Genomic DNA, 17,661 nt, shown 5'->3' with positions numbered 1-17,661 from the left:
TTAGTTTCCTTGTTTTACAATGAATACATGCAATCAGCTTTGATGAAGAGTAGTAGCCATTATTATTTGTTTTAGAGAGCTAGTGGCTGGTGGGAACTAGTACAAAAACATGGCGAATGGACTTCGGAGCTCTAATCTTGAATAAAGTATGGATTAGCGTCTGCCCACGTTATAGGGCATAGAGAGGGTCTTTTAACTCTTTCAGCGGATATCCAAACATTAGCTGAATGCAATTATGCTGGGCATAATTAATAAAGACCAATGAAGGTGGCACCACGGCTTTTCCGTCCTTTTGTGATGGAAAGGCCTTTTTATATGTTTTTGGCTGGACTGAACAATGTTTAACAGTTCAAAATCCGGACGCAATGTTTATACAAATGACAGAGCGTCAAAAATGCCATTGCATAATTGATAGATTTTGGTGTAGAAGAGCAGAGCATAGAGAAGGAGAGAAAGAGTATGACAGTTGAGCTTAGAAAGTTTGCCATGAAGGTATTACAGGGTGATATGATGACACCAATTTCCGTTTATCAATCACTGGAAGGGAAGCATAAAATGCTTTTCGAATCGTCTGCCAAGCATGAAGAAAGTGGGCGTTACTCGTTTATTGCCGTTAACCCAATTGCAGAACTAATTGGGGATAGGAATGGTTATTCTTTTATCAAAGATGGAGAAACAGAAAAATCGAATGACAATGTATTAACAAAATTACAGCAAGTTATGCCATTTCATAAGACACAGTATCCTTTCGCCTTTTTTGGAGGAGCAATCGGGTTCTTTGGTTACGAAACAGCGTTTTATACAGAAAAAATAGGTGAATACTTGCAGGATGATTTAGAAATGCCGGATGTCCATATCTTTTTCTATGATACATTTATTGTTTTTGATCATTTAAAGCAAGAGATTACTTTAGCGGCGATTGATTTATTTCATGAAGGGCGTTCTCTTGAAGCAATGGAATTGGCTATTTCTACGATGAAGAAGCAGCTTCATGCTGGAACTACATTTGACGCCATGACGTTTGGAGAGCTAAATTTCAGACCAATGATTTCTAAGGAAAATTTTGTAGCAATGGTCGATCGCGCGAAGCAGCATATTCGTAAGGGTGATATTTTCCAGATAGTCTTATCACAACGTTTCACTTCACCATATACAGGTAATCCTTTTGCTTTATATCGTCAGTTACGTACTTCTAATCCCTCACCATATATGTTCTATATGGATTTTGGTACGTATACGATTTTAGGAACATCTCCTGAAAGCCTCGTCAAGGTGAAGGATCGAAAGGTCACGACAAATCCGATAGCAGGAACGAAGCCTAGAGGTAAAACCACGGAGCAGGATAATGCGACTGCGGAAGAACTATTAAATGATGAAAAAGAAATCGCGGAACATCGTATGCTCGTGGATTTAGGTCGAAATGATCTTGGTCGCATTGCTAAAGTGGGTTCAGTGAAGCTTATAAAATATATGAATATTGAGCGTTATAAACATGTTATGCATATTGTATCGGAGGTTATCGGTGAATTACATGAGGATGTACATGTTTTGGATGTTCTCCGAGCTTGCTTGCCTGCCGGTACTGTTTCGGGTGCGCCGAAAATTCGCGCTATGCAGCTAATCAATGAGCTAGAGCCTGTGAAGCGTGGTGTCTACGCTGGCGCAGTAGGCTATATTTCTACTACAGGAGATATGGATTTAGCTCTAGCCATTCGGACAATGATCATCAAGGATTATCGTGCCCATGTTCAGGCAGGGGCCGGTATTGTGTACGATTCAGTACCTTTGTCAGAATACGAGGAAACACTAAATAAAGCTCGCGCGTTATTGGAGGTAAAACAATGATTTTATTGATCGATAACTATGATTCATTCACATATAATTTATTTCAGCAAATATGTATGCTTGGAAAAGATGTAAAAGTAATACGTAATGACGAAATGACAATCGATGAAATTAAGCAAATGCAACCAGAAGCGATTATTTTATCGCCCGGTCCAGGTACGCCAATTGATGCTGGAATAACAGTGGATGTTGTCAAAGAGCTTTATACGGAATTTCCGATTTTGGGCATTTGTCTTGGGCATCAATCGATAGGGCAAGCTTTTGGGGGGAACATCGTTCAAGCTAAACATATAATGCATGGAAAATTATCTACGATTCAATACGAAAAAACAGGCTTATTTGCTCAGTTAGACGGTAAAATTGAAGTTATGCGCTATCATTCCCTCGTCATTGAGCCAAGCACGTTACATGAGGAGTTTAATATTTTAGCAAAGTCCAATGATGATGGGGAAATAATGGCGATTCAACATAAGGAGTACCCACTTTTTGGGCTACAATTTCATCCAGAATCTATTGGGACACAAGAGGGCAGCGTAATGATGCGAACTTTCATAGAACAAATTTCATAAACGAAACAAAATAGGCTGTCATCCAAAATCAGTAGTTGTGATTTTGGATGACAGCCGTTTTTACAAATAGGAGAGTAATATTATTGCTTTTTCCCTGTAATCAATTTTGCAATGTCCTCTAAGGACATTGAAGAATTGAGCTCGTAGGCACCAATTTGTAAGCTTCGAGCGTATTTAGGATTAGCAAGTAAAAGTTCCATTTCAACACTATTTTCGATGACGCCACCATCTTCAAGCTTTTTCGCAACAGTATATGGTTCCATACCACTATAAATTTGGAGTGTCATAGTCGCAAGGTTTCCTTGGGATGGCGATTCATCTTTGTCTTTAGCCGTTGTTTTAGGTACATCTGTCTTCTGCGTGTTTTCCTTCGGCGCTTGCTTAACTTGCTCCTTTAACAATGCAATTTCTTTATTTGCCTGATCGAGTTTTTCTTGCAGCTCCTCTACATGTTCGGCGTTTTTGGAAGCTTTAGTTGGAAGACCGATATTGAAATCAAAACGAACTGCTAAAGCTAGCAAAGCTCCGACAAGAAAAAGTGCAATGCCAAATGCGCGGATAGCGGACTTATTCATAGATTACCGACCTCCGTTTGCAATCACTTGGCGGACTTGCTCTTCTGTTAAATTGGAACGAATACTTATATCGGCTACAGAAAGACCTTGCTTATTTAGTTCAAGTACCTGACTTATAATAATTTGATGTATAGGTTTCGTTTTTGGAGCAGCTTGTCCTGTTTTCGATGTTTGGGCAGCCTGCTGAACAGTTTGCATGACCTGTTGGATGTTCGGATTTGGTACCGTGTTATTTTGTGCTGACGGTGATTTAACCTGAAACTCTGGCTCTAATAACAGCTCCTCCTCAACAATTTTCAGACGACGTTTTAAATTATTTGTTTCTTGAAAAATAGAGATGGATAATTCCTCTACATCTTGTTCGACTTTTTTCGCGTTATTTTTGAAAAAGAACGACGCAATAATTAAGAGAATTCCCACAATCATAAGTATGATGGATAAATCCACTAGTTTCACCTCATTAAGTATGTAATTATAAGGTATTTTACCATATGCAAACTTAATATGAAATGAAGGTAGATTTTTTTTCAGTTTATGTTATAATAGGTTAGTCGTATAAATCATGCTCAAAATTTAAATTCTTGATATAGAGTGGGAGGGTTAATAATGCGCGTAAACATTACTTTAGCTTGCACAGATTGCGGCGAACGTAACTACATTTCTAAAAAGAACAAGCGTAACAATCCAGAGCGTCTTGAACTTAAAAAATATTGCTCTCGCGAGAAGAAATACACTCTTCACCGTGAAACTAAGTAATCGCTCATTAAGCCAAAACCACATGTGGTTTTGGCTTTCTACATTTTATCTTCATTCAGCAAATGTTTTCTGTAGCGAAAGCAAAGCGTCAGCTACAGTAGACTGCCACCTCTGAAGGTGGAGAGATGAATGAAGATAAAGTTTCTTTTCAATGGGTATCCATACCACCAACTGAATGAAGATAAAGCCTCCGGCGGATGTCACGGAATTTCAAAGGAATGAATAAAGGATGTTAGCCTAAAACCTTCGCATCCTGCGAAATCGGCTAACTGACCTGCATCGGTAAAAACGCCACGTCCTGTGGCATTACCGAAATGACCGACATCGTGTCGGCCCTCGTGCAGGCCTGAGCACAATTCAAAATCCGGACGCAATTACGCCAAGGCGAAATTGATTAGGAGATAGCTTAACATGGATAAAACAACTTTACGGAACGAGGTAAGGGAAGCTCTTGCCGAAATGAGCGAAGTATCTTACCACGATCAATCATTTGCTGTATTAAAAAAAGTGATACAGGAACCATATATAATAGAAGCAACTACAATCGGCATCACCATTTCCAATAAGCCAGAAGTCGACACAATTCAATTAATAGAAGAACTGTGGCAACTTGATAAAAAAGTGGCTGTACCTAAATGTAATCCAAAAACAAGAGAAATGTCATTTTATGCCATCGAATCGTTTGACCAGCTTGAAACTGTATATATGCATTTGCGTGAGCCAATTCCAGAAAAGTGTGAGTTTGTTGACGCAAATGAAATGGATGTGATCCTTGTCCCAGGAGTTGTTTTTGATCAGTTCGGCTATCGAATAGGCTACGGCGGTGGTTATTATGATCGCTATGTATTAAACTATAAAAAGGGTAAGCTCATGTCTCTGTTATTTAACGAACAACTATATGAACATGTACCTAGAGAAGCGCACGATTGCCCAGTAGATATCATTGTGACACCGACAAAACGTCTTGACTGTGTAACACAACGAGGAGCGAACTAAAATGGACAAAATGTTAGATATTTATGAATTACTAAAAACATATGGCACTTATATTTACACACGTGATCCGATTGGTGAATTGATGTTAATGGAGGATGAAGTTCGCGAGTTGTATAAAGCGAATGTACTAGATATTAAAGATTACCAAATGGCATTGTTACTAATTCGACAAGAAACAACAAAACTTCGTATGAAAGAAAATAGCCAGTAATGTTTTAAAATAATTCATTTGGGGTATTGTAAAAATAATGTAACATGTATGTAATATTCTAAAACAGTGGTTTTCCACTGTTTTTGTGATTTGTGAAACTTTTTACAAATAAAAACGTATATATTATTGTCCTGCGCGAACAAGGAGAACAGTTTTCCATAAATATATCTATTGATTATCTGTAAAAAAAGGATTAAGATATATTTTGTTTCAGTAACAAATTGTAAAAAATTATTATTTTTTTTGTAAGAAAGTAAGGAGGATGTTAGGAATGAAATCAATAAAGTGGCCTAAACATTCGTTTATGATACTAGCAATTGTAGCAACTTGGATAAAAACGGTCATTGTTTATCACACAAGCTTTGAGATGAAACTCGAGAATGCGATGCAACAATTTATTTTGTTTATTAATCCATTGAGCTTCGTGCTATTTGCTTATGGTATATCGTTATTCTTTAAATCGCCAAAAGTTAAAAGTCGTTATATAATTACGATTAGTGTTATTTTATCGATTGTCTTATACGGAAATGTGGCGTTCTATCGTTTCTACAACGACTTTATTACGATACCGGTATTATTCCAAACGAGTAACTTTGGTGATCTAGGAACTTCAGTAGCAGCGATTGTCAGCCCTTGGGATTTATTATATTTCGTAGACGTACTTATTCTAATATTAGCGAATAAATATTTACCTAAAATGAAAGACGCAGTAAAAGTCAATGTGGAATTCCGTCGCGCGTACTTCGTATTAGCGATTGCTGTATCGTTCTTAAACTTAGGGTTAGCTGAAACAGAGCGTCCACAATTGTTAACACGTAGCTTTGACCGTGAATTACTTGTGAAAAACATTGGTACGTATAACTACCATTTGTATGATATTTATATTCAATCAAAATCTTCTGCTCAACGCGCATTAGCAGATGGCAGTGAATTAGTAGAAGTGAACAACTATATTCGTTCTAATCAAGCAGCGATCAACCCTGAAATGTTTGGTAAATACAAGGGGCGTAATTTGATCCTTGTTTCGATGGAGTCTTTACAAAACTTTGTGATTAATAATCAAATGGATGGTCATGAAATTACACCATTCTTAAACTCTTTATCAAAAGATAAAGATACGTATTATTTCAGTAACTTCTATCACCAAACTGGATTAGGAAAAACTTCTGACTCAGAGTTTATTACAGAAAACTCATTGTTCGGCTTAGGCCGTGGTGCAGTATTCTTCACGCATGGTGGAAATACGTATAACTCAATGGCTGAGCGCCTTGGAGATAATGGCTATTTTACAAATGTCATGCACCCGAATAATAAATCATTCTGGAATCGTGACATGATGTATCAATCATTACACATTAATAAATTTTATGACATAGATTCATATAAGATTGGCGAAGGGCAAGCTGTTAACTGGGGTATGAAAGATGTCCCATTCTTAGAGCAATCTGCAGCATTAATGAAAGATATGCCACAGCCATTCTATTCTCGACTAATTACTTTAACGAACCACTATCCATTCACATTGGACCCAGATGATGTAATGATTCCTGAATATACGTCAAACTCAGGTACATTAAATCGTTATTTCCAAACAGTTCGTTATATGGATGAAGCACTTAAAGACTTCTTCCAAAGCTTAAAAGATCAAGGTGTATATGATAACTCTATTATTGTAATGTATGGTGACCATTATGGTATTTCAGAAAATCATAACAAAGCGATGGCTCAATATTTAGGAAAAGAAAGCATTACACCATTTAATAATGCAATGTTACAAGAAGTACCATTATTCATCCATATCCCTGGATCAGGTGATGGTAAAGAAATGACAGAAGTTGCTGGACAAATGGATTTACGTCCAACAATTTTACACCTTCTTGGCGTTGAAACTTCAAAGGATATGCAACTTGGTGCAGACCTATTCTCTCCAGAGCATGAAGATTTCGTTGTTTTCCGTGACGGTCGTTTTGTAACAGATAAATATGTATATGCTGGTGAAGCTTGCTATGACAAAGCAACTGGTGAAGAAATTGAAGGTGAGCCATGTCAGCCATACGCTGATCGAGCTACGAAAGAACTAGAAAGTTCTGATGCCATCATTAACGGTGATTTACTCCGCTTCTATGACCAAAAGACAGGTAATTTGAAGCAAGGGGCAGTTAAGTAAATAAAAAAGAGATCTCATGTTTAGTGAGATCTCTTTTTTGTTGTTCAATCAGCGTTCATTAGCCTGTTTTCAGCAGAAGTGACGTACATATTACATATATCTTTTAACACTTAAATGAGAGCGTATGGGAAGCCAAATAAACAGCTTAAGGTATCGTGTTAGAAAAGGTGGAGAATTAATTGTGACTGTTCGAAAGGTCAAAAAGAACAGCTCAAATAGGAAATAACTATAAAAAGGATAGAAAAAAGAGCAGTCTCATGATAGAGACTGCTCTTTTTTTTGTCTGAATTTTAGTGTAATGTTGGTGGGTATCCGCTATGAATTACAGTCATAATTACGAACCAACCGAATACTACCGCACTTAATAAGTTGAAACCAACGCTTAAAAGGTTTTTTTCTTTAAGTGCTTGGAATGTACCAACTACAGCTAAAATTGCTACTAGACCAAAAATAACCATTAATAAGTTCATTAAAAATTGACACTCCTTTCGACATCAGAAAATGAATGTCGTCAACAATATTCCTCCTTAATTGTAAACGTTCTACCTGTTTTTGTCGAGAACTAAAATAGCTTAAACTATGAACATTTATCGTCAAATTGTGGTAAAGGCTGTATAATTGAAAATGAGGTGATAGCAATGATGAACGTACGAAGTTATTCACTTGGACCTGTCCAAACGAATTGTTATATCGTATCGAATAAAAATAAGGAATGCATAATTTTTGATCCAGGAGAAGAAGCCGATCGAATTATCAAGGCAATACGTAGTAACGGCTTAAAACCATTGGCCATTTTTTTAACACATGCGCATTTCGATCATATCGGAGCCGTAGATGCTGTCCGCGAAGCTTTTAATGTGCCATTATGGATTCATGAAAAAGAAGTAAGCTGGTTAGGAGATCCAACAAAAAATGGCTCTAGTAAATACGCAGCATTACCAGATTATATTGTCGGCGCTCCAGCTGAAGAAAATATAATTAAAAAAGAACAACTATTTGAAATCAGCGATTTTGGCTTTAAAGCAATTTTTACGCCAGGACATTCACCAGGTAGTATTTCATATATATTTGAAAATGATGGCTTTGCTATTGTTGGAGATACACTCTTTGAGCAAGGTGTAGGTCGTACGGATTTACTTGGAGGCTCAACAAAAACATTACTTGCTTCCATTCATGATAAGCTATTGACTTTACCTGAAGATACTATTATCTACCCCGGTCATGGTAGTTATACAACAGTCGGTGCAGAAATGGAGACAAATCCTTTTTTGAATGGTTTTTAATAAATGACATCCCAAAACTTTTGGTGATGAACTTGGAGAATTTATACTATAAAATCCCCCTGGCATTTCATATTGCAAAGGGGGATTTTACTATGCTTTGATCTATAATCATCTATATTTTCTGTATCTGGTGAATAAATTTACATAAAAAAAGCATGTCTCATATTAGATGAGACACGCGTTTTTCTTTGTATTAATGACCGCCACCAGGTACGTGAATGAATGTTGTATAGTACGTGAAGCCAGCAAAGAATACAGTTAAATATGCTCCGAAAATGTACATGTACATACGTTCTGAAAGGTTTAAGAAGCCTAATAATAAGAATAAACCTGTATTACCTACGAATAATAGCGATACTTCGTTCATACCACCAAGGTAGAACATAACTGCAAAAATACCTGTCCAGAATGCCATAACTTTATACATATTATCCATGAAGATTTCCCCTCCTTTTGCCCACGACACAATAATCTCTTACTCATTATAAATGATATGAAAGGTATCTGTAAACTGGAACTTCTTCTTCTTTGTGACAAACCATTGGATTTTAAAAGTTAGTTATCGATTTCTGTCACGTTTATTTCATATTTACATAAATCGCAATTATGTATCATGCTATCAATTTGTAGAAAATCATTGCCCGAAAATAGCGCATCTACCTGTCCCTTTAAATAAGATTCATGTAAAGAACAAACAATTTCTGAATGAGTAGTAAGCTGCCCCTGGAATGGACAATTAAAAATGGAGAACGTTACTTTTTTGGCGTGTTCTGTTTGTTGAACTTGCGGAATATAGCCAATTAATGCAGCATTGTCAGTTAATAGTTGAAGCTTTTGTTCGAAGGAAAGGGTATTATTTAATTGTAATTCAGCATTTACATAATTCTTCATTTGTTGATAACCGTCTTGGTAGCTAATGTCCTTGCATCTTTCTAGTGCAGATGGTCCGAATTCTTGAATTAATTGGATTGCCCATTTTAATAGTCGATCCTCATCACGTCTCGGGAACGTTAATGATACACCTTTATCTGAGGCCTTATAAACACGACCAGGTCTGCCGCCTTTCCCAGTTTTAGCAAAATCAGCTGTGATGATATTGATTTCTGATAGCTTTGTTAAGTGTAGACGTGCAACGTTTGGATGTATGCCGAATTTATCAGCGATGTTTTGGACCGTTACAGTTTTCTTCTCTTTTAGGATGTACTCATAAATAGAGTATCTAGTTTCATCGGCTAATGTACCAGTAATTTTTAATGGATGGATCATTTACTTCACCTCTATGTAATTTTTGAATGTTATTTCTTTTACCAAGTCTTAGAAAAAAAACCATGTTGATTCTATTATATTGTATTATTGAAAAAGATACAGTTCCTTTAGGCATAAATATTAACTTTTTCCTAAGATATTGTTCATTTTTAGTGGAAATTTGCACTTTATTCAAATTTTTATAGCAAAAAACATGTTTGATAGGAAATTTTATAGCAAATTTTTATTTTAAGAAAAGGGCTTTTTTCGTGATTGGTTCCTATCTTTACTAGGAAATAACGAATAGAGCGGTCAAATTCGAATGAACTAGAAGAGGGGATTTAATTTACTGAATTTTGAGATAAAAATAAAAAATACGATCAACTTTTGCCATTGTTCCAGTCTTTCAAGGGATATAGAAATATATTTGAATTATGGGGGATGGGGCTAGATATGAATAATAAAGATAAAAACAATGATAACATTCCAGAAGCTTCAAGATGTACGCTCGCTTTTGTACTCGCAACTTTATTAATTTGGGGAATTTTTGATGTTTTTGATGAGGAAAATACTGGGTTTGGTTTTCAGTGGTGGTTGATAATTGAAATAGTATTTATCTATACAGTCTCAAGATATTACTTTACATTCAAAAACTCAAAAAAATAAACTTAAAAGCTAATAGAAACTATAAGAGCTTTTACCTTTATTTGGACTTGGATCTGCAATAGCACCTAATACGATGTAAGGTTTTTTACTTATAGTTTAAATAGAAATATACTTTTATTCAACTTTGTTCGACAGAGCTAAATCGACATGCCATTTCATTAGAGGACCCTGTACAGATTTGAAATGTAAATAATCATTTTGATTCAGTTATATCGATTGAAAAAAACTAACAATTGCACTGCCCTTTACTCCTTGATCTTGAAAATAATTAGCTCAACTACTCTTATTAAATAAAATAGTTGCAATGTATTTAGCAATGTGTAAAATGTGTATAAAGTGTATATATATTGTGTTATATTGAGGGGTTTTCTATTATTTCTCAATCAACAAATGAAGAAGAGGGATTAGCATGCAAATCATTATTTCAAATAGTTCAAAGGAACCAATCTATGAACAAATTACAAATCAAATTAAGTCGTTGATTTTAACAGGTGACCTCTTGGAAGGGACAGCATTACCCTCTATGCGTCAATTAGCAAAGGATTTACAGATTAGCGTGATCACAACCAAGCGTGCTTATGAAGAATTAGAGAAGGCTGGTTTTATTTATTCCATTGTAGGTAAGGGCTCTTTTGTCGCGGAGCAAAATTTAGAGGTAATCAAAGAGAAAAAACTAAAAGTTATTGAAGAGCAGTTGAGTGCAGTCATCAAAAACAGCAGAGAAATAGGGATGTCACTTAATGAATTGCAAGAATTATTGAGCATTTTAAATGAGGAGTGAAGCAATGGAAAATGTCATTGAAATAAGTAATATAAGCAAAAAATTCAAAGGTTTTTCTATTGAGAATCTTAACTTACAAGTGAAGAAAGGTTACATAACAGGATTTGTCGGGGCAAATGGTGCCGGAAAAACGACAACAATAAAAATGATAATGAATTTATTGAAGCCAGATACTGGGGAGGTTAAACTTTTTGGGTTGGACTACAAAACACATGAAAAAGAGATTAAAGAGCGTATTGGGTTTGTATATGATGAAAATGTATTTTTTGAAGGGTTGAACTTAAAGGATATAAGGTTAATTGTTGGTCCGGCCTATAAAAGCTGGGATGATACATTGTTTTATCAATATGTAAAAAAATTCGATTTACCATTAAATAAACCTATAAAAACTTTCTCAAAAGGCATGCAAATGAAGGTATCATTAGCGATAGCTTTGTCACACCATGCAGAGTTAATTATTATGGATGAGCCAACAGCAGGTTTAGATCCAATCTTTAGACGAGAGTTCATAAATTTATTACAAGAGTTAATGCTTGATGGTAGTCGTACTATCTTTATCTCTACACATATTACAACTGATTTAGACCGTATTGCAGATTATATAGCTTTTATGCAGAATGGGAAATTAACATTTAATCATTCGGGTCATGAGTTAGCTGAAAATTATGCACTAGTGAAAGGAGGGCTAGATCTTCTAGATAGAGACACTGAAAAAGCATTTGTGCATGTTCATCGTGCATCAACGGGATTTGAAGCTTTAACGAAAGATAGAAGTTCTGTAAATGAAGTTTTCGGAGACAGTGTTGTAATTGAACGTGCCTCTTTAGAAGATATAATGTACTACTTTAAGGAGGAGTTGAACCATGCTTAATTTGATCAGACGTGATGTTATATTGCAGAAAAAGTATTTGGTGGTTTTTATCCCCTTTATTTTAGTCTTTGTTATTTTTGACACATCACCAGTTTTGGTATTTCTCGTTGCTAGTATTTATATCCCCTTTAATACGTGTGCTTACGATGAGAAAGCAGAAACGAATATTCTATTAAACTCCTTACCGTACACTCGTAAAGAAATTATCTCATCACGTTACATAGGTGCTATTGTATATATGTTTTTAACTATTGTAGTAACAAGTTTAACCCTGTTTGTTTTTGATAAACCTTTTACAATTACTGATATTGTAATCAGTAGCGGATTATTTTTATTGTTTGTTGCTTTTACTTTTCCGTTATTCCAAATATTCAAGTCAGGCTACCTTACATTAGTAGTTCTCATTAGCTTTATTATTCTAACTAAAGTAACAGAACCTATTGTGCCATTTATAAGTGATTTTATTGTTAATATACCTTTACAAATTTTATATATGAGCGCGGTAATTACTATAATCACAATCTATGCTATTTCATGGGGAATTACTACAGTTATTTATCAGCGAAAAATATTCTAAATGTAGTTTTTACTATTAAACATTTTTTTAACTCCTTTCAGCGGGTGTTTTCGTAATGAAAGGGAAACCTAAAATAACCTAAAATGAATTTTTTTGCCTTTGTTTCTGTTATTTATGATTTTGAAAAGAATAAAGAATATGAACCATATCTAGCCCATTCGAAACTTGTATAACTAAAGGTAGAATGGACGCGTTCAAATGAATAGTTAGATTTTAGGACCATTAAGGAGTTACTTTCCTTAATGGTTTTTATATTAGTATAGTGTTCGCTTCGTTATATAGGTCTCAATACTTAATATGTTAGAAATGTATTTATATTAAAAAGACTATATTATTTGTAGTGGGTATCTTAAGTCTTTTCGATTGATTATATCCAAAAAGTGCTATAAAAAATGAACAATTTAGCACCGTCCTACCAGTGATTGCCTGACTATAATAGATAATGTTTCAAAAATCACAAGAATTAGGAGGGGAAATATTAGTATTGAAGTTACATTATAATATTTATTTGGTAGAGAGATTTTCCTCTGTAAACATTATACGAATTCAAGAATATATTGAAGAATATCTAAAGATGAAGTCCATTAAGGATGTGTCTACTCAGATTACTGAAGGTGAAATTAGTTACCTTGTCCATATGGAAACGGATATTTATGAAGAGTTAGCATCAAAAGTTTTGAATCAATTTGATTATGAACTATCTGAATATACTATGTTTCTACACAATCATTGTCATTTTACTAGATATAATGATAATAATGATATCATTCATGCAGTAACAGCTTATCATGTAAGTGAAAACGTGTGGGAATTTTATTACGGTGGTATTTTAGATGTGCCAAAAAATACTGGTACTGTAGAGGGGGGGAAATTACTGTATATATAAATTGGAGTTAGATCCTTCAGATGAACCAAGAAAAAACCTTGGAAAAATCCATTGATGATTGGCTGCAAAATAATAGTTAATATGAAAAAACGGTTATCTTTCTAGTAGGGGAATTGTCTATTATCATATTTACCTTAATAAAAGAGATTTAAATAAGTGATTAGAAGAATAAAGAGGCTGCCATATTATTTTTGGTAGCCTCTTTCATTTATCGAATACAGCAGAATTGTATAATTTCAAATATGAGCATAATGCTAACAACCTTGAACGAACCGTAGTACATTTAGTGGAAATTAGCACGTTATCCACATTTTTATAGCAAAAAACATGTTTGATAGGAAATTTTAAAGCAAATTTTTATTTTAAGAAAAGGGCTTTTCTTGCTACAGGTTCCTATCTATACTATGACATAACGAATAGAGCGGTCAGATTCGAATAAACCAGAAGAGGGGTGCGAATATGCAGAATTTTGAAACGGTTGTTGAACGAAAATGTGAGCAACTTTTACTAAAAGCCTATCATTTCGGTGCATCAGATTTACTATTAGTTCCGGAAAGTGAGCGATATCGTATTTATTTTCGCAAATATGATAAGCTACTCCAAGCAGGTGAGTTACCAAACGATCTTGCGGAACGAATGATTTCCTTTTATAAATTTTCAGCGGCATTAGATATTAGCGAGCGGCGAAAACCCCAAAGCGGCTCCTTCCAAAAAGCTATGGAACAAGATCAATATGCCTGTCGTGTCTCGACACTTCCCTCCGTATTTTTAAAAGAAAGCCTAATTATCCGTCTACTTCTACAAAATCATACATTCCCACTTACTTCCTTATCTTATTCCAAATATGCAGCAAACATGTTGATGGAACTAGTGAAACATCAACAAGGACTTTTATGTTTCACAGGTGCAACAGGCTCTGGTAAATCAACATCCTTGTATTCTCTTATCCATTACTGTTCGACAGAGTTAAATCGTCATGTCATTTCTTTAGAAGACCCTGTAGAAAATAATCAAGCTAATCTTTTGCAGATTCAAGTAAACGAACGAGCTGGCGTTACATATGCTGCAGGCTTAAAGGCAATTTTACGCCACTCACCGGACGTTATTATGATTGGTGAAATACGTGATAAAGAGACTGCAAAAATCGCGGTCGAAGCTTCGTTAACAGGCCATTTAGTGGTCTCGACCATTCATGCTAAGGATTCGGTAAACTGCCTTTATCGATTTATTGACTTAGGTATTTCAGTTGAAGAACTCCGTCAAACTGTGGTAGGTATAGTAGCTCAAACACTTTTTCAATCTCCCATAATGCAAGAAGAACGCCGTGCATTGTTTGAAATATTAAGCGATGTTCATCTTCAAATGGCCATCCAAGCAATTATGCAAAAAACTAGCTATGAGCTACCACATGATTTAACACTTGCAGGTCAAAAAGAAATGATAGAGAGTCATCACTATGCGAATACGAAAGTTTATTGAAAGAATTCACTTGGCTTACAATAAGGCAACAAAATGGCGCGTAAAGGAGCAAGCCCATTTTTTTAGTCGATTAAGCGTGTTAATGCAGGAAGGTTATTTATTTCCGCAGGCTATTTCTATTCTTTTACCTCATCATATTGAAGCACATGAAGACATACAAAAGCTAATCAATGAAAAGCTAAGACAAGGAGTCGGTGTTTCAGGAGTGTTTGAAGCATTACAACTTCCAAAACACCATTTAGTAGCCATTACAGTTGCAGAAAACAATGGACATATGGTAGAGACGTTAAAAGGCGTGGCGAAGCAAATGACTTTGAGTGAAACGATGAAGAAAAAATTAATGAAGCTACTCCTATATCCAGTAGTACTTATTTTATTTATGTTGCTGTTGTTTATAGTGTTTCGCACCATATTCTTTCCTAATATCGAAAAAATGGTGACTAGTCGAACGTCCGGCACTGAGGAGACAAGCATTGCTTTGTCAAAAGCACTATTGCATTTTCCTGATGTATTAATGTTCGCGGGCATAGCAGTATTTTGTAGCGTTTTGATTTTTTATCTTTATCTCAAACGACGTCCGATTGCTCGCCAATTAAATATTAACCTTAAAACTCCTTTGATTCGGATTTATATACGAATGTCTTTGACGAGACAATTCGCTGCTTATTTAGGGAGTCTGCTACAAAGTGGGTTTTCTTTACAGGCAAGCCTACGAATTTTAGAGGAGCAGCGACTTCAACCGTTTCTACAATATCTAGCGCGATGTATAAAGGATCGTGTTATTTTAGGTGATACGCTAACACAAGCAGTTAATTTGATGACGATATGGCAGAAGGATTTCTCGACATTTGTCGAACATGGAGAGCAAAGTGGCTATTTAGGAAAAGAGCTAGTACTGTACAGCGAATTATTGACAGAAAAGCAAGAGCAACTATTGCATAAAATCCTTGCGTTTGTGCAGCCAACCTTCTTTATCATTATTGCGATGTGTATAGTTGCCGCATATGTAAGTTTATTATTGCCAATATATCACATGATTGAACTAGTATAGGAGGATAATAATGAAACGTATAAAGCAGCAAGCAGGTTTTACCTTGATTGAAATGTTAATTGTTCTTCTAATTATTTCCATATTAATTTTAATTACAATCCCTAATGTTACAAAACATTTTGCTACCGTCGATGAGAAGGGCTGTAAAGCGTATGTGAGCATGGTACAAGGGCAGGTAGAGGCCTATCGAGTAGATTTTATGGCTTATCCAACAATTCAAGATTTGGTAGCGAAAGGCTATTTGAAGAAGAATGAAACGACCTGCCCTAATAAAGAAGAGATTATGATAACTAAGGATGGGGAGGTACGATTGGCGAAAACCTCTACCGATACTGGTTCTAGTAACTGATGGATGTTATTAAAGGCGAGCGTGGCTATACGTTTGTTGAAATGCTAATTGTATTGTTTATCGTTATGTGTTTGTCGGCGATTGTCGTCAAGTATTCGCTAAAAGCAGCGGAGACTAGGGAGCTTGAGCAATTTTTTACACAAATTCAATTAGATATCCAATATATACAAACTTATAGTATGCATCAAAGGGAATATATCTCGATGAAGTTTGAGAATTCATCAAAGAGATACATTATTAAAAAGAATATTTTTACAGAATTATATGAACGTCCTTTTCCGGAAGGGGTTGAGTTTATGCCTGCATCGAGTTCAATTTACACGATTATATACAACTATAATGGGAACGTTATGACGCCGGGGACTGTTTATTTTAAAACGCCTCAAGGCAATAAAAAGGTTGTGATTACATTAGGACGAGGGAGATCAAGGGTTGAATGAATCTGGTTATTCATTTGTGGAAACAATATTATCAGTAGTCATTGTCATGTTAATATGCACGACATTAATACCAGTTAGCTATACGATGAAAACGACTCTTTATAATAAGAAGTTGGAGGTTATCGCAGCTGAAACGGCCTACGAAGGCTTAAAGCATTATCGCTATCTAAAGCAAACGGAAGGCACTAAAACAGTTGAAAATATAGAATTTCAGTGGTTTATGAATGGGCAAGGGATATGCGTAAGCTTTCAAAATACGCGAGAATTACGTAAAAAATGTATACAACTGACAGGTGAAGTCGATGAATGAGAGAGGCTATACATTATTAGAAGCATTGTTTCAATTAGTTGTATTTGTGCTTATTGCGCATCTTGTTGTGTTCATTATGCTTTGGTTTGCTGAAATGAAAACAACGGTGCTATCTGATGAACAATCAAAGTGGGAGCTTTTTGTTTATGATTTGAATATGTATATAAATGATATTTCTTCATTTACGATTCGAAAAGATCAAAAGAGAATAACCTTCCAAGTAGCAGATACCATTCATAATATTGATTGTTACAACAATATTATTCGTGATCAAGTAAATGGTGGTCATGTACCGATGCTGATTGGTATTAATAAATGCCAGTTCAAATATGAAGAAAATATGTTAACAGTAGCTGTTGAACTTCCAAGTGGTAGTAAAAAGGAGCGAACTTTCTATGTTCCAGTTATTGAAAAATGACAAAGGGGCTATTTTTTTAATTGCGATTGCATTATTATTTTTTGTAACTACTTTTGTCCTTACGTATTGTACGTCTTATGAGATTCAGTTTCGAACATATGAAGGCCTAGAAAAGCTGAATGTTCGAGCTACGATAAATTTATTAGGACAAATTTTGTCAGACAGTGTAGAATCGTAGTTATAAGA

The 17,661-nt window shown here is 35.2% G+C and carries 24 protein-coding genes and 1 other annotated feature; of the genes, 19 read left to right on the top strand and 5 right to left on the bottom strand.

Features of this window, described 5'->3' with window-relative positions; all coding sequences use genetic code 11:
* Window positions 1-30: 30 nt before the first annotated feature.
* Window positions 31-295: a binding site (T-box leader), on the top strand.
* 164 nt (window positions 296-459) lie between these two features.
* Window positions 460-1,845 (top strand): anthranilate synthase component I, encoded by a 1,386-nt coding sequence (trpE, locus tag ACQKMI_RS00865; RefSeq protein ID WP_427486754.1) that lies wholly within the window; start codon window positions 460-462, stop codon window positions 1,843-1,845.
* On the top strand, window positions 1,842-2,414 hold the full coding sequence (locus ACQKMI_RS00860) for an anthranilate synthase component II (protein ID WP_427486752.1): 573 nt from the start codon (window positions 1,842-1,844) through the stop codon (window positions 2,412-2,414). The genes trpE and ACQKMI_RS00860 overlap by 4 nt, the downstream gene beginning before the upstream one ends.
* Before the next feature lie 80 nt (window positions 2,415-2,494).
* On the opposite strand, the gene ACQKMI_RS00855 is transcribed toward ACQKMI_RS00860, so the two are convergent.
* Both ACQKMI_RS00855 and ACQKMI_RS00850 read right to left on the bottom strand, forming a co-directional pair.
* Window positions 2,495-2,989, bottom strand: coding sequence for a hypothetical protein (locus ACQKMI_RS00855; RefSeq protein ID WP_427486751.1), 495 nt, complete (start codon window positions 2,987-2,989; stop codon window positions 2,495-2,497).
* Window positions 2,990-2,992: 3 nt separating this feature from the next.
* Window positions 2,993-3,436: a hypothetical protein gene (locus ACQKMI_RS00850; protein WP_427486750.1), complete on the bottom strand. Its 444-nt coding sequence runs from the start codon at window positions 3,434-3,436 to the stop codon at window positions 2,993-2,995.
* A gap of 159 nt (window positions 3,437-3,595) precedes the next feature.
* Here ACQKMI_RS00850 and rpmG point away from each other — a divergent pair, with 159 nt between their 5' ends.
* From rpmG to ACQKMI_RS00830, 4 genes are all read left to right on the top strand, one after another.
* Window positions 3,596-3,745, top strand: coding sequence for a 50S ribosomal protein L33 (rpmG, locus tag ACQKMI_RS00845; RefSeq protein WP_008408521.1), 150 nt, complete (start codon window positions 3,596-3,598; stop codon window positions 3,743-3,745).
* Window positions 3,746-4,156: 411 nt separating this feature from the next.
* A complete protein-coding gene (locus ACQKMI_RS00840; RefSeq protein ID WP_427486749.1) occupies window positions 4,157-4,741 on the top strand; it encodes a 5-formyltetrahydrofolate cyclo-ligase in 585 nt (194 codons plus the stop codon).
* 1 nt (window position 4,742) lies between these two features.
* Complete coding sequence (locus ACQKMI_RS00835) at window positions 4,743-4,952, top strand: YqgQ family protein (protein WP_427486748.1); 210 nt, start codon at window positions 4,743-4,745, stop codon at window positions 4,950-4,952.
* 271 nt (window positions 4,953-5,223) lie between these two features.
* Window positions 5,224-7,119, top strand: a complete 1,896-nt coding sequence (locus tag ACQKMI_RS00830) for an LTA synthase family protein (protein WP_427486747.1) — start codon at window positions 5,224-5,226, stop codon at window positions 7,117-7,119.
* A gap of 290 nt (window positions 7,120-7,409) precedes the next feature.
* On the opposite strand, the gene ACQKMI_RS00825 is transcribed toward ACQKMI_RS00830, so the two are convergent.
* On the bottom strand, window positions 7,410-7,589 hold the full coding sequence (locus ACQKMI_RS00825; RefSeq protein WP_427486746.1) for a DUF2759 domain-containing protein: 180 nt from the start codon (window positions 7,587-7,589) through the stop codon (window positions 7,410-7,412).
* Window positions 7,590-7,757: 168 nt separating this feature from the next.
* Here ACQKMI_RS00825 and ACQKMI_RS00820 point away from each other — a divergent pair, with 168 nt between their 5' ends.
* The gene (locus ACQKMI_RS00820) at window positions 7,758-8,402 is read left to right on the top strand and encodes an MBL fold metallo-hydrolase (protein WP_323651505.1); all 645 of its coding nucleotides are present in this window, start codon (window positions 7,758-7,760) and stop codon (window positions 8,400-8,402) included.
* Between the two features lie 193 nt (window positions 8,403-8,595).
* Here ACQKMI_RS00820 and ACQKMI_RS00815 read toward each other — a convergent pair whose 3' ends face one another.
* The gene (locus ACQKMI_RS00815) at window positions 8,596-8,838 is read right to left on the bottom strand and encodes a DUF2626 family protein (RefSeq protein ID WP_024361272.1); all 243 of its coding nucleotides are present in this window, start codon (window positions 8,836-8,838) and stop codon (window positions 8,596-8,598) included.
* 119 nt (window positions 8,839-8,957) lie between these two features.
* Window positions 8,958-9,668, bottom strand: a complete 711-nt coding sequence (locus ACQKMI_RS00810) for a helix-turn-helix transcriptional regulator (protein WP_427415810.1) — start codon at window positions 9,666-9,668, stop codon at window positions 8,958-8,960.
* 432 nt (window positions 9,669-10,100) lie between these two features.
* Between ACQKMI_RS00810 and ACQKMI_RS00805 the strand changes: the two genes are divergently transcribed.
* The 12 genes from ACQKMI_RS00805 to ACQKMI_RS00750 all read left to right on the top strand — a co-directional run bounded on the left by ACQKMI_RS00805 (window position 10,101) and on the right by ACQKMI_RS00750 (window position 17,653).
* Window positions 10,101-10,313, top strand: coding sequence for a hypothetical protein (locus ACQKMI_RS00805; RefSeq protein ID WP_427486745.1), 213 nt, complete (start codon window positions 10,101-10,103; stop codon window positions 10,311-10,313).
* A 409-nt stretch (window positions 10,314-10,722) separates the two neighbouring features.
* Window positions 10,723-11,094 carry a GntR family transcriptional regulator gene (locus ACQKMI_RS00800; RefSeq protein ID WP_323651503.1) on the top strand — a complete coding sequence of 124 codons (372 nt, stop codon included), beginning with the start codon at window positions 10,723-10,725 and terminating at the stop codon, window positions 11,092-11,094.
* 4 nt (window positions 11,095-11,098) lie between these two features.
* A complete protein-coding gene (locus ACQKMI_RS00795; protein WP_427486744.1) occupies window positions 11,099-11,965 on the top strand; it encodes an ABC transporter ATP-binding protein in 867 nt (288 codons plus the stop codon).
* Entirely contained in the window at window positions 11,958-12,542 is a 585-nt protein-coding gene (locus ACQKMI_RS00790; RefSeq protein WP_427486743.1) for an ABC-2 transporter permease, read from the top strand. Before ACQKMI_RS00795 ends, ACQKMI_RS00790 begins: the two co-directional genes overlap by 8 nt.
* Window positions 12,543-12,984: 442 nt before the next feature.
* Window positions 12,985-13,428 carry a hypothetical protein gene (locus ACQKMI_RS00785; RefSeq protein ID WP_427486742.1) on the top strand — a complete coding sequence of 148 codons (444 nt, stop codon included), beginning with the start codon at window positions 12,985-12,987 and terminating at the stop codon, window positions 13,426-13,428.
* 459 nt (window positions 13,429-13,887) lie between these two features.
* On the top strand, window positions 13,888-14,907 hold the full coding sequence (comGA, locus tag ACQKMI_RS00780; RefSeq protein WP_427486741.1) for a competence type IV pilus ATPase ComGA: 1,020 nt from the start codon (window positions 13,888-13,890) through the stop codon (window positions 14,905-14,907).
* Window positions 14,885-15,958 (top strand): competence type IV pilus assembly protein ComGB, encoded by a 1,074-nt coding sequence (gene comGB / locus ACQKMI_RS00775; RefSeq protein ID WP_427486739.1) that lies wholly within the window; start codon window positions 14,885-14,887, stop codon window positions 15,956-15,958. The genes comGA and comGB overlap by 23 nt, the downstream gene beginning before the upstream one ends.
* A 10-nt stretch (window positions 15,959-15,968) precedes the next feature.
* Complete coding sequence (gene comGC / locus ACQKMI_RS00770) at window positions 15,969-16,307, top strand: competence type IV pilus major pilin ComGC (protein ID WP_427486738.1); 339 nt, start codon at window positions 15,969-15,971, stop codon at window positions 16,305-16,307.
* Window positions 16,307-16,747, top strand: a complete 441-nt coding sequence (gene comGD / locus ACQKMI_RS00765) for a competence type IV pilus minor pilin ComGD (RefSeq protein ID WP_427486737.1) — start codon at window positions 16,307-16,309, stop codon at window positions 16,745-16,747. The genes comGC and comGD overlap by 1 nt, the downstream gene beginning before the upstream one ends.
* The gene (locus ACQKMI_RS00760; protein ID WP_427486736.1) at window positions 16,740-17,057 is read left to right on the top strand and encodes a hypothetical protein; all 318 of its coding nucleotides are present in this window, start codon (window positions 16,740-16,742) and stop codon (window positions 17,055-17,057) included. Before comGD ends, ACQKMI_RS00760 begins: the two co-directional genes overlap by 8 nt.
* The gene (gene comGF, locus ACQKMI_RS00755; RefSeq protein WP_427486735.1) at window positions 17,050-17,475 is read left to right on the top strand and encodes a competence type IV pilus minor pilin ComGF; all 426 of its coding nucleotides are present in this window, start codon (window positions 17,050-17,052) and stop codon (window positions 17,473-17,475) included. The genes ACQKMI_RS00760 and comGF overlap by 8 nt, the downstream gene beginning before the upstream one ends.
* Window positions 17,453-17,653 carry a hypothetical protein gene (locus ACQKMI_RS00750; protein ID WP_427486733.1) on the top strand — a complete coding sequence of 67 codons (201 nt, stop codon included), beginning with the start codon at window positions 17,453-17,455 and terminating at the stop codon, window positions 17,651-17,653. The genes comGF and ACQKMI_RS00750 overlap by 23 nt, the downstream gene beginning before the upstream one ends.
* The last annotated feature ends 8 nt before the right edge of the window (window positions 17,654-17,661 follow it).

The sequence above is a fragment of the Lysinibacillus sp. NPDC097214 genome, assembly GCF_050277945.1.
Taxonomy (GTDB): domain Bacteria; phylum Bacillota; class Bacilli; order Bacillales_A; family Planococcaceae; genus Lysinibacillus; species Lysinibacillus xylanilyticus_B.
Note: the sequence above shows the minus strand (reverse complement) of the source record. Positions and strands in the feature narration are given on the sequence as shown.

What these genes read in the sequence shown, in the direction of transcription:
- comGB (WP_427486739.1), top strand. Translation starts at nt 14,885, where the DNA reads ATGCGAATACGAAAGTTTATTGAAAGAATTCACTTGGCTTACAATAAG.
- ACQKMI_RS00790 (WP_427486743.1), top strand. Translation starts at nt 11,958, where the DNA reads ATGCTTAATTTGATCAGACGTGATGTTATATTGCAGAAAAAGTATTTG.
- ACQKMI_RS00835 (WP_427486748.1), top strand. Translation starts at nt 4,743, where the DNA reads ATGGACAAAATGTTAGATATTTATGAATTACTAAAAACATATGGCACT.
- ACQKMI_RS00840 (WP_427486749.1), top strand. Translation starts at nt 4,157, where the DNA reads ATGGATAAAACAACTTTACGGAACGAGGTAAGGGAAGCTCTTGCCGAA.
- comGF (WP_427486735.1), top strand. Translation starts at nt 17,050, where the DNA reads ATGAATGAGAGAGGCTATACATTATTAGAAGCATTGTTTCAATTAGTT.
- comGC (WP_427486738.1), top strand. Translation starts at nt 15,969, where the DNA reads ATGAAACGTATAAAGCAGCAAGCAGGTTTTACCTTGATTGAAATGTTA.
- ACQKMI_RS00820 (WP_323651505.1), top strand. Translation starts at nt 7,758, where the DNA reads ATGATGAACGTACGAAGTTATTCACTTGGACCTGTCCAAACGAATTGT.
- ACQKMI_RS00855 (WP_427486751.1), bottom strand. Translation starts at nt 2,989, where the DNA reads ATGAATAAGTCCGCTATCCGCGCATTTGGCATTGCACTTTTTCTTGTC.
- ACQKMI_RS00795 (WP_427486744.1), top strand. Translation starts at nt 11,099, where the DNA reads ATGGAAAATGTCATTGAAATAAGTAATATAAGCAAAAAATTCAAAGGT.
- ACQKMI_RS00810 (WP_427415810.1), bottom strand. Translation starts at nt 9,668, where the DNA reads ATGATCCATCCATTAAAAATTACTGGTACATTAGCCGATGAAACTAGA.
- ACQKMI_RS00830 (WP_427486747.1), top strand. Translation starts at nt 5,224, where the DNA reads ATGAAATCAATAAAGTGGCCTAAACATTCGTTTATGATACTAGCAATT.
- rpmG (WP_008408521.1), top strand. Translation starts at nt 3,596, where the DNA reads ATGCGCGTAAACATTACTTTAGCTTGCACAGATTGCGGCGAACGTAAC.
- ACQKMI_RS00815 (WP_024361272.1), bottom strand. Translation starts at nt 8,838, where the DNA reads ATGGATAATATGTATAAAGTTATGGCATTCTGGACAGGTATTTTTGCA.
- ACQKMI_RS00860 (WP_427486752.1), top strand. Translation starts at nt 1,842, where the DNA reads ATGATTTTATTGATCGATAACTATGATTCATTCACATATAATTTATTT.
- ACQKMI_RS00800 (WP_323651503.1), top strand. Translation starts at nt 10,723, where the DNA reads ATGCAAATCATTATTTCAAATAGTTCAAAGGAACCAATCTATGAACAA.
- ACQKMI_RS00785 (WP_427486742.1), top strand. Translation starts at nt 12,985, where the DNA reads ATGTTTCAAAAATCACAAGAATTAGGAGGGGAAATATTAGTATTGAAG.
- ACQKMI_RS00750 (WP_427486733.1), top strand. Translation starts at nt 17,453, where the DNA reads ATGTTCCAGTTATTGAAAAATGACAAAGGGGCTATTTTTTTAATTGCG.
- comGD (WP_427486737.1), top strand. Translation starts at nt 16,307, where the DNA reads ATGGATGTTATTAAAGGCGAGCGTGGCTATACGTTTGTTGAAATGCTA.
- trpE (WP_427486754.1), top strand. Translation starts at nt 460, where the DNA reads ATGACAGTTGAGCTTAGAAAGTTTGCCATGAAGGTATTACAGGGTGAT.
- ACQKMI_RS00805 (WP_427486745.1), top strand. Translation starts at nt 10,101, where the DNA reads ATGAATAATAAAGATAAAAACAATGATAACATTCCAGAAGCTTCAAGA.
- comGA (WP_427486741.1), top strand. Translation starts at nt 13,888, where the DNA reads ATGCAGAATTTTGAAACGGTTGTTGAACGAAAATGTGAGCAACTTTTA.
- ACQKMI_RS00825 (WP_427486746.1), bottom strand. Translation starts at nt 7,589, where the DNA reads ATGAACTTATTAATGGTTATTTTTGGTCTAGTAGCAATTTTAGCTGTA.